This window comes from Vibrio sp. 2134-1, assembly GCF_033339495.1.
On the sequence record NZ_JAWOUS010000473.1, the window covers coordinates 1 to 674 of the forward strand.

Genomic DNA, 674 nt, shown 5'->3' on the forward strand with positions numbered 1-674 from the left:
TAAACAGACATTAACCACATAACCAATATTTGAATCCCACCCAGTAATCCTATCGCTACTATTGCCGCTAACATATATTCATCGTTCACTCCTAAGAAAAGTGCGCCAATGAGTTTTACATCTCCGCCGCCTACAATATTTATCAACCAAAGTATAAAGAAACAAATAAAAACAGAGGTACTCACTGCGAGCTGAGTCAGTGGTTCTGGAGTAAAGAACAAACTAAGTAGAGAAGTAATAAAGATAATAAGAAGAAATCGATGTTTTACAATTCTATAACGAATGTCATCATAAAATATGAGCAAGACGTTGATCAGGCAAGTTAGCCACAAAGCAAAATTTATATAATTCATTTTCCCATTTTAAATGTGTTGCTTCTAAATTCAAATCTTTTTGGATAATAAAAAATTATGTAATGGATTTCATTATTTTTATAACAACATCTTATATGTAAATAAAAAAGCTTAATTGGTGTGATTGTTTCTGTTGATGTAAATTTTATTCGTTCACGAAATGAGTGATTAAACCAAGGGAAATAGAGGTAAACATGCTTTTAAATATCAATTCTAAACTTCGTAATATCCGTAACAAATTTAAACTGGATAAACGTGGTGTGACTGCTGTTGAATACGCAATCATCGCAGTGGCAATGTCTTCAATTATTCTTCTTGTAT

2 protein-coding genes are annotated in these 674 nt (G+C 31.5%); one reads left to right on the forward strand and one right to left on the reverse strand.

Translation table 11 applies throughout. From position 1 onward, the window contains the following. Positions 1-353: prepilin peptidase (locus R7R78_RS26690; protein WP_225474681.1), on the reverse strand; the 353-nt coding region annotated here is incomplete at its 3' end. A gap of 194 nt (positions 354-547) precedes the next feature. Between R7R78_RS26690 and R7R78_RS26695 the strand changes: the two genes are divergently transcribed. Beyond that, positions 548-674, forward strand: a 127-nt coding sequence (locus tag R7R78_RS26695; RefSeq protein WP_225474682.1) for a Flp family type IVb pilin, incomplete at its 3' end; no start/stop codon positions are given.